The sequence below is a fragment of the Cupriavidus sp. 05N38 genome (assembly GCF_056397345.1).
Genome location: NZ_JBFTNF010000125.1, coordinates 1 through 8,746, shown reverse-complemented (window position 1 = coordinate 8,746; position 8,746 = coordinate 1). Strand labels below are relative to the sequence as shown.

Annotated in this window: 7 protein-coding genes; 4 read left to right on the top strand and 3 right to left on the bottom strand. The window is 64.2% G+C overall.

The annotated features are described in order from the left end of the window. Positions 1-545: 545 nt before the first annotated feature. Genes AC1DK4_RS39945 through AC1DK4_RS39930 form a run of 4 tightly spaced genes read left to right on the top strand, consistent with a single transcriptional unit; the run spans position 546 to position 5,346 of the window. The gene (locus tag AC1DK4_RS39945) at positions 546-809 is read left to right on the top strand and encodes a hypothetical protein (protein WP_441624165.1); all 264 of its coding nucleotides are present in this window, start codon (positions 546-548) and stop codon (positions 807-809) included. After that, complete coding sequence (gene mdtN, locus AC1DK4_RS39940; RefSeq protein ID WP_441624163.1) at positions 806-1,855, top strand: multidrug transporter subunit MdtN; 1,050 nt, start codon at positions 806-808, stop codon at positions 1,853-1,855. Before AC1DK4_RS39945 ends, mdtN begins: the two co-directional genes overlap by 4 nt. After that, on the top strand, positions 1,836-3,821 hold the full coding sequence (locus AC1DK4_RS39935; RefSeq protein ID WP_441624161.1) for an FUSC family protein: 1,986 nt from the start codon (positions 1,836-1,838) through the stop codon (positions 3,819-3,821). The genes mdtN and AC1DK4_RS39935 overlap by 20 nt, the downstream gene beginning before the upstream one ends. After that, positions 3,808-5,346 (top strand): TolC family protein, encoded by a 1,539-nt coding sequence (locus AC1DK4_RS39930; RefSeq protein ID WP_441624160.1) that lies wholly within the window; start codon positions 3,808-3,810, stop codon positions 5,344-5,346. Before AC1DK4_RS39935 ends, AC1DK4_RS39930 begins: the two co-directional genes overlap by 14 nt. Before the next feature lie 82 nt (positions 5,347-5,428). Here the strand turns inward: AC1DK4_RS39930 and AC1DK4_RS39925 are convergent, their stop codons facing one another. The 3 genes from AC1DK4_RS39925 to AC1DK4_RS39915 form a co-directional block, all read right to left on the bottom strand. Beyond that, positions 5,429-5,848, bottom strand: coding sequence for a hypothetical protein (locus AC1DK4_RS39925; RefSeq protein WP_441624158.1), 420 nt, complete (start codon positions 5,846-5,848; stop codon positions 5,429-5,431). A gap of 495 nt (positions 5,849-6,343) precedes the next feature. Next, positions 6,344-6,664, bottom strand: a complete 321-nt coding sequence (locus AC1DK4_RS39920) for an acyl-CoA dehydrogenase C-terminal domain-containing protein (RefSeq protein WP_441624156.1) — start codon at positions 6,662-6,664, stop codon at positions 6,344-6,346. Next, on the bottom strand, positions 6,576-8,255 hold the full coding sequence (locus AC1DK4_RS39915; RefSeq protein ID WP_441624154.1) for an AMP-binding protein: 1,680 nt from the start codon (positions 8,253-8,255) through the stop codon (positions 6,576-6,578). Before AC1DK4_RS39915 ends, AC1DK4_RS39920 begins: the two co-directional genes overlap by 89 nt. Positions 8,256-8,746 lie beyond the last annotated feature (491 nt).

Here is an 8,746-nt window from a genome sequence, read left to right as displayed (position 1 = left end):
GTAATGACCTCGGGTCTAGCCATCCTCGGGCGTCTCCATTGCATTCAACCGGGCAGGCTGAATACCATGGACAGGCCCTCAGGCGGACATTTGAACTTTGCTAGAACCGGACATTACAACTTTGCCGCTACATCCAATGTTCGCATAATGAGGATTATGTTAAATGCAGTAATCTGGCAAAACCGTGCTGAAGTACCGCCTGTGTGCAAGCCTATCTTCCCGCTCGGTGCCTGACGCTCGCTCACACCGTATATGCATCACAGCTCCGTCCTCGTGGAACAGTGGCGACCGAGAGCCCGTAAGTGTCATGCCTCTAGGCGCCTGGCTCGCCGACTCTGCGCCGGCCAGGAAACGGCATCAGCCTTGCGACGCGCTGGCGAGCACCACTTGGCCTGCGGCCTCATTCAGTCTCGTCAACCGACACTCTCCACGCATCGGTCGGAGCCTTTCTCCGCTTGTGTCAAAGCGACGTCAATTTTCTTGCCGCTTGGACAATCACGAATCCGCGCTGCTATATTGCGTGAACTAAACCTGCCTCGGATCCCATGGCACGCTCGCTTGCGCTCGTCGCGTTGGCCGCTTCGCTCTATGGTTGCGCCGGCGCCCCGTCCTTCGGACTGTTTGGCGCCTATTTTCCGCTCTGGCTTCTGAGCGCCGTGGTGGGCATCGTGGGCGCCGTCATCTCCTGGCGGGTGTTTGTCATGACCGGCTGGGCGGATATCGTCTGGTTCCCGCTGCTGGTGAACACGGCAATCGGCCTGATGATCGCTGAAGTCGTCTGGTTAATCGGTACGGGGCACATCCTATGAAAATGGCCGGCGCCCGTAAGAACCCCCTGCGCGGCAAAGTGGTTGCCCTGGTAATCGTCCTGCTTGCCGTCCTGCTTTCCGTCTATGCCTGGCATCGCACCGCACGGTTTCCGTCTTCCGACGATGCCGCGCTCGATGCAGACATGGTTCATGTGGCCTCGCCCGTGGGCGGCAAGGTCGCCAGGATCCTGGTCAGCGAAAACCAGCAGGTGGCCAAGGGCTCCGTGCTGTTCGAGATCGATCCGGTGCCGTACCGGCTGGCCGTGGCCCAGGCGAGTGCCGACCTGGAACTGGCGCAGGCCACGCTGGGCACGCGCCGGCGCACGATTTCCACCGAACGCGCCAATGCCGCGATTGCATCGGAGCAGATCGCCCGCGCCGAACAGAACTATGCGCTGACCGCGCGCACCGTGGAGCGCCTGCGCCCGCTGACCGCGGATGGCTACGTGCCGAAGCAGCAGCTCGATCAGGCCCAGGTGGCGCAGCGCGACGCGGCTGTCTCGCTGAAACAGGCCAATGTGCAGCGTGCCGCRTCGGCACAGGCGGTGGGCACGGTCGACGATGCCATGGCGACGGTGCGGGCGCGCGAGGCGGCGCTGGCCATCGCCCAGCGGGCGCTGGATGACACTGTGGTTCGCGCCCCGCACGATGGCCGCGTTAGCGGCCTGACCGTGCTGTCCGGCGAAGTCGTGCTTCCCAACCAGTCGCTCTTCCTCCTGGTGCATACCGGCGAATGGTTCGCCGTGGCCAACTTCCGTGAAACGCAGCTTGCCGAAATCCACGTGGGCGACTGCGCCACGGTCTATTCGATGATCGACCGGGGCCATGCCATCCGCGGCAAGGTTGATGGCATCGGCGTCGGCATCACCGATACCGAGCGGCTGAACCTGCCGCGCTCCCTGCCCTATGTCCAGCCGTCGGTGAACTGGGTGCGCGTGGCCAAGCGATTCCCGGTGCGGATCAAGCTGGAAGATCCGCCGGAAATGCTGGCCCGGGTGGGTGCAAGCGCAACCGTCGAGATCCGGCATGGCGCGGCCTGCAACTGACAAATTGCGTCCGGGGCTGGCCGATATCGGCGCCCTGCTGGCATCGTTCCCCGGGCGCGCGGCGGCTACCACGCGCATTGCAGTGGCCTGCACGCTGACGGTACTTGTCACCAGCATCTATGGCACACCGGAAGCGGCCATCTCCGCCTATGTCGTCTTCTTCATCAATCGGGCGGATCGCACCACCAGCATCGTGATGAGCGTGGCGGCGCTGGTGCTGGTCACCATCATTGTCGGGTTCGTGATGCTGCTGGCCGATTTCAGTGTCGACGATCCGCTGCGCCGGGTGGCATGCATGGCTGTGCTGTCGGCCGCCCTGCTCTTCCTGACGTCTGCCAGCAAGTTGCGCCCGGTGGGCGCCATCATTGCGATGATCATCGGGTTCGCGCTCGATGAACTCGGCCTGGTGCCCGGCGGCGAGGTGGCCACGCGCGCCCTGCTCTATACCCTGCTGATGGTGGCGATCCCGATTGGCGTGAACGTGGTGGTCAATCTGGTGCTGGGCCCGTCCCCGCGCCGGCTGGCATCTGACCGGCTGGCGCATTGCCTGCGCGCAGCGGCAGCCTGCGTGCGCGATCCACGACCAAACGGTGCCGCGCTGCATGCGTTGTTGCATGATGGCGTTCAGCCGGTGGCCGGATGGCTGAAGCTTGCCAGGATCGAAGGCTCGGCCAACGCCATCGACTCGGCGGCGCTGCACCATGCGGCGGCGTCGACGATGGCGATCCTGATGGCGGCCGATGTCGCCGGCCGGCAGCCGGGCGCGCTGCCCGCATCGCTTGCCGATCCGATTGCCGACACGCTCGACGCGATGGCGCGCATGCTCGATGCTGGTGGCTATCCGGTGGAAATCGGGCTGGTCCTTCCAGATTCCAGCCAGCTTGCCCCGGCGCAGGCGGCAGCCGCCAGGGAATTGCACTCGGCCATCAATGGCTTTGCCCAGCCTCCCGAGCCTGGCACGGTCAAGCCCGCGGCGCCCGCAAGCAGCCGCGGCGGCTTCCTCGACGCCGACGCTTTTACCAACCGCGACCACATCCACTACGCGCTCAAGACGACCGGCGCGGCCATGTTCTGCTATCTCCTCTATCAGCAGCTGAACTGGCCGGGCATCCATACCTGCTTTATCACGTGCTATCTCGTGTCGCTCGGGACCGCCGCGGAGACCGTGGAGAAGCTCTCGCTGCGCCTGGCCGGTTGTCTGGTCGGCGCGGCCATCGGCACGGCGGCACTCGTGTATATCGTGCCATCGTTGTCATCCGTGGGCGGACTGATGCTGCTGGTCTTCGCGGGCTCGTGGCTATCCGCCTGGATTGCCCAAGGCTCGCCACGCATTGCGTATGCTGGCTTCCAGGTCGCGTTTGCGTTCTATCTGTGTGTCATCCAGGGCGCCGGCCCGGGATTCGACCTGACCATTGCGCGCGACCGCGTCATCGGCGTGATGCTCGGCAACCTGGTGGTCTATCTGGTGTTCACGCGTATCTGGCCGGTCAGCATTGCCGGGCGCATCGAGGCGGCACTGGGCCGACTGGTCGCGCAATGGCAGCAGCTGGTAAATGCCAGGCAGCCCGACGACCGGCGCAGGCATGCGGCGGCCGCGCTGGCTTTGCAAGGCAGTGTCGTGCAAGACCTGGTCCTCGCGCACTACGAACCTGCGTCCGTGGGTCCGGCAGCTGGATGGGTCGACGACCGCCGGCAGCGCCTGCGCAAGCTCGACGCAATTGCCGGACCGGCCTTCCTGCTCGCCGAGCGGTTCCCGGGCGACCCCGACCTCGCGCAACGGCTTCGCACGCTGCTGGCCCACGACGTGGCTCCGCAACCGGTGCAGCCCGCCGAATCCGCGGCCGCCCCCGGCCACGATGAACCGGTCCGCGACGCCCTGCTGGCGCTCATCGACAAACGCCTCGCCGAATCCCCTGACGACTCCGCCGAGGCGCCCCATCCTTCCTCGATCCATGCGCAAACCTGATTCGCTGGGGGCTCCGCTATCGCTGATAGCTGTGATGCTGGCCGGTTGTGCCACGTCGTCGCTCGATCTGGCACCGCCGGAACCCGACCGGCCGTGGCAACCCGCCACCACGGCGTCCGGAGAGATCGTGCCTGGCGCCGCGGCCAGGCCGGCAACCACGACAAGATCGTCCGGCTACGCGCTGCCTGCCAACGCGGCGCTGGCTTCGCTCGCACCGCCGCCCGCACTCGATCCGGCGCATGCATACTCGTTGCCGGAACTGATCGATATGGCCGAGTCCGCCAACCCGCTGACGCGCATCGCCTGGAACGACGCGCGCAATGCCGCGCTGGCCGCGGGCATCGCCAAGGCCAGCTATCTGCCGCATATCTCGGCCGCGGCCATGGGCGGATACCAGAACGGGCATCTTTCCACCAACACGGCCCTGGGAACCGCAGGCGCCAATACGTCCAGCCACGGCGCGGTGTCGGTGCTGTCGCTGCAATGGCTGCTGTTCGATTTCGGCGAGCGTGCGGGGATTGTGGGTGCCGCGGAGCAGGCTTCGATCGCGCTCAATATTGCGTTTACGGCCGTCCACCAGCACATCGTCCACGAGGTGAGCGTGGCGTTCTATCGCTATCAGGCGGCCCGTTCGCGCGCCGGCACTGTGCAACAGGCGATGACCAACGCGGATGCCGTGCTCACGGCGGCCAGGGCCCGCTACCAGCGCGGCATCGGCACGGTGGTGGAGGTGGCGCAGGCCACGCAGAACCGTGCACAGACCAACCTGGCGATGGTGCAGTCGCAGGGAGCCGAAACCGACGCGTATCTGGCCTTGGTCACAGCGATCGGCATCTCGCCGCTATCGAAGCCGCGCATCGCCGAGATGCCGGTGCGGCCGTTGTCGCCGGCCCTGCGCGGCTCCATCGAGCAGATCGTCGAGGATGCGATCGCGCGGCGGCCCGACGTGCTGGGCGCCTATGCGGCCGAGCGGGCCAGCCAGTCCAAGGTCAAGGCCACCGAGGCGGCGTTCCTGCCCAAGGTGTTCCTGTCCGCGTACACGTCGTATGCATCGGGCGGATCGGCCATCACGGCGATTCCGCCGATTGGCCAGCAGCCCCCGACGCTGAACCTCAACGGCTATCGCTACGGCGCCAGCGTATTTCTCGGGGTTTCCGTGCCTCTCTACGACGGCGGCCTGCGCTCGGCCGCGCTCGCGCAGGCGCGCAATGACGTCGATAGCGCATCGGCCCGCCTGACGCGGGCCAAGGACGAATCGGTACGGCAGGTGGTAGTCAGCCAGAGCGCGCTCGAATCGAGCCTGGCCGCGTACGACGCGGCCAGGGAACTGGCCGACGCGGCCCAGGTCACCTACAACGCGGCGTTTGCAGCGTACAGCAAAGGCGTGGGGACGGTGACCGAAGCCAACCTGGCGCAGAACCAGTTGCTATTGGCTCGGAACGCGTCGGCCGATGCCTATAGCGGCGCACTGGCTGCGGCCGCTACGCTGGCGCTCGCGACCGGGGCGATCGGCTCGGCGCCGTGACCGGCTGAATGCCGGCGCATTCCTGCCCAACCCGCAAGCTAGCGCGCCAGCGAACTGACAGGCCCCGGTTGCGCAGCGGCGCTCAGGCGCCGTCGAGGAAGGGATTGCGTTGACCCATGCGCGTGCCCAGCGCATCGGGAGCCAGGCTCATGCTGGCTGGATCCACCGCCGGAGAGGGACTGCGCGCGAGCGAGGGGTCGGCCGGTACCGGCGCCCTACCCTGTTGCATTGGCTGGACGCCGCCTTGCCCATATTGTTCGAGCGCGGCGGGCATCGCCCCCTGGGCGACCTGCGTTGTCGCAGGCACGGCCTGCATCGGCATCGCTTCTCCCGCTTGTGCGCTTTGTGCCGGCATCGACTGCGCAGGCTGCGCGGATTGCATCGGTTGGTTGGATTGCATCGGCTGGGTCGGCTGAACGGGCTGGGCCTGCTGCGCGAGCAGCGGGAAGGACGCGATCAATGCGCCAGCCATCAACAGGGATTTCGCCAGATGTTGCTTCATTCGATACCTCCTAGAACGCCTACAGGCATGGGAAGGGCCACTGTAGCGCCGAGGCGTCTAACATTCTGTTCGATTTTGCAACGGTGATTTACCAGCCTTGCGATCTGCCGCGAGGCAGGTTAAGTGCGCGCGCGACACCTTGACGGCGCCCAACCTTGATGCAACCGTCCGCCCCGCGTGGCTCGCTTGCTCAAGCCAGTCCCACGTGGCGCTGCAGCCGTCCCAGCCCCGCCCAATGCGGCGGCACAAGCCACATCCGGCTGCATTTCCCTGCTATCTACGATCACGCGCTGCGCCCGTCTGGCACCAACGCGCCTCAGTTCACGCTGCCCGTGCTCATCATGGAACTGGGTCCGATCACCCATGCGGACCTTGGATGCCAGAACCACCGTGCCCGGTCGACGCTGACAAGAAATCTGCCGTTGCTTATCGCGCAAGGGTAGGTTTCGCGCACCGCTGCCAGGCCGAAGCGGCACGCCCTTCACGCCATGGGCGTCAGCCGAGATCAACCGCCATGATTGGCTCGGAGTCGGCGGAAATCACTGCTGCGAGCGCATGGATTTCTGGCAGCAGCTTCCTGAAGTAAAAGCGTGCCGTGGCTACCTTGGACGCGTAGATGGGATCAGTAGAGGGACCGTTGGACAGGCCAATCGCAACCATACGAGCCCAAATCCATGCAAGACCCACGTGGCCAGCGAGCCGCAGGTAGGCGGCTGCAACGCTGCCCTCAGCGTGAGGATCCTCCTTGACTGGACGGCATGCGGGTACGCAGTTCTCTGCGCAAGATCTTGCCGACCGTGGACTTTGGCAACGCATCGATAAGCGTAACGTGTCGTGGCATCTTGTATCCCGCAAGCTGTGTGCGGCAGTGAACCTCCACTTGCTCCCTCGTCAGAGTGGGATCGCGCGGGACAACAAACAAGTGGGGTACCTCGCCTGAACGCTCGTCGGGAACACCGATACAGGCAACCTCCATGACATTTGGCATCATGGCCACGACAGCCTCGATCTCGTTCGGATAGACGTTAAATCCCGAGACGAGAATCATGTCCTTCTTGCGGTCGACCATTGTCATGAACCCCTGCTCGTCCATGGTCACAATGTCTCCCGTTCTGAACCACCCCTCGTCAAAGAACGCCTTCCGTGTTTCCTCCTCCCGGTTCCAGTAACCCCTGAAGAGTTGTGGGCCCTTGATAAGTAGCTCACCCGCGCCCCCCAGTGGAACGTCCTGATCATTGTCATCCAACAGGCGTACGTCCGTAGAGGCAACGGGAATGCCGATCGTCCCACTGCGGCCTGGCGGATTGAAGGTGGCGCTCGGCGAGGTCTCCGTGAGTCCGTAAGCCTCGGTAACGGCAGGCGCCCCCGTAGCGCGCCAACGCTTGGCTACGGCAGCCTGGATCGACGCTCCGGCGCCCACCACCAGTTGCGTAGCGCTGAAGTCGACGCAATGAAGCTCCGGCTCATTCACAAGGCTGTTGAACAATGTGTTGACGCCTATGAACATCTGAAATGGCCGCCGCTTCATCTCCGCAACCACCGACCCGGGATCTCGCGGATTTGGCACCAACCGATTTTCGCTGCCCACCGATAGCGCCAGCAACGCAGTGGCAAGCGGAAAGATGTGATACAGCGGCAGAGGCGTCACCATCGAAGCCTGCGGCGCTGTCAGTGCCGGCCTCGCCCATGTCAGAACCTGGGCCAGACTCGCACTGACCGACTTATGCGTGAGGATCGCGCCCTTGGATACGCCTGTCGTACCACCGGTGTACTGCAGGATCGCGATGTCCTGCGCCGTCTGGGAGACCTCGGCGAGCTTCCCTCTGCTTCCCTGGAGGATTGCTGTCGCCAATGGCAGGAGTCGACACTTGCCCGTCGCGTCGACTGCTTCAGCAAGTTCAGCATCGGCAGCCGCTGCCGGAAGTTGTCCGGCGACACGCTTCATCCCGACCACCGGCGCTGTCAGTACCAGCGAAATGCCTGTTTCTGCCAGTACTTGCTGCAATGACTGCTGCAGTTGGTCAGCAACGATAATGCCGGCCGCGCCAGAGTCCTGCAATTGGTGCTTCAGCTCACGTGGCGTGTAGAGCGGATTGACGGGCACCGCCACCATTCCTGCGCGGAACACCGCAGCAAGGCCAATGATGAAGGCGGGGCAACTGGGCAACATCAACGCCACGCGATCCCCCTTCTTCAATCCCGACTGCTGAAGAAAGGTCGCCAGCGCCTCGGAAAGGAGGCCAAGCTCTGCGTAGCTCAGCGACTCCCCGAGGCACGTCAGGGCCGGGCGCGCCGAGAACGAAGTGACCGTCCTTTCAATCATCGCTCCGAGCGTAGCTGTCTCCTCTACCTCGATCTCGAGTGGCATCCCGGGCGGGTAGGATCCATGCCAGCGTCTGGCTTCCATATTGACGTCTCCTCAATTGTTATGCCCCAGTTGTATCCGGGGTTGCTTCGCTCCGTTCCCAGCGGGTGGGATGGCGAACTCTCGGCTTGCCGGCGTGCCCAAATGATCGCGTTCTCTGAGCCGGATCTGATACCAGAAAACGCCGCAATATCTTTGGTTAACGTTCGTTTGGTAAACGATCGTAGGTTACCCGTAGGACCATGTCAACATGTATTCACGACCATCGACCACCCGCGCAGCCCCACGCAGCCACCTTCAAGGTGGAGTGAATGCGCTGCCATTGGCGCCCGCTCTGACAAACGGCTCTCAATCCTAAACGATCGTAATGCTATACTTCCCGCAGGTTGATATATTCAAGGTGAGCCGAATGCGATACTCAAGCAGTCACAAGCAGGAGACTCGGGAGAAGCTTCTGAACAGCAGCAGAGCGATTGCCAAGAAGGGAGGATTCGAGTCCACCGGGATCGATGCCCTGATGGGCGCGATCGGGC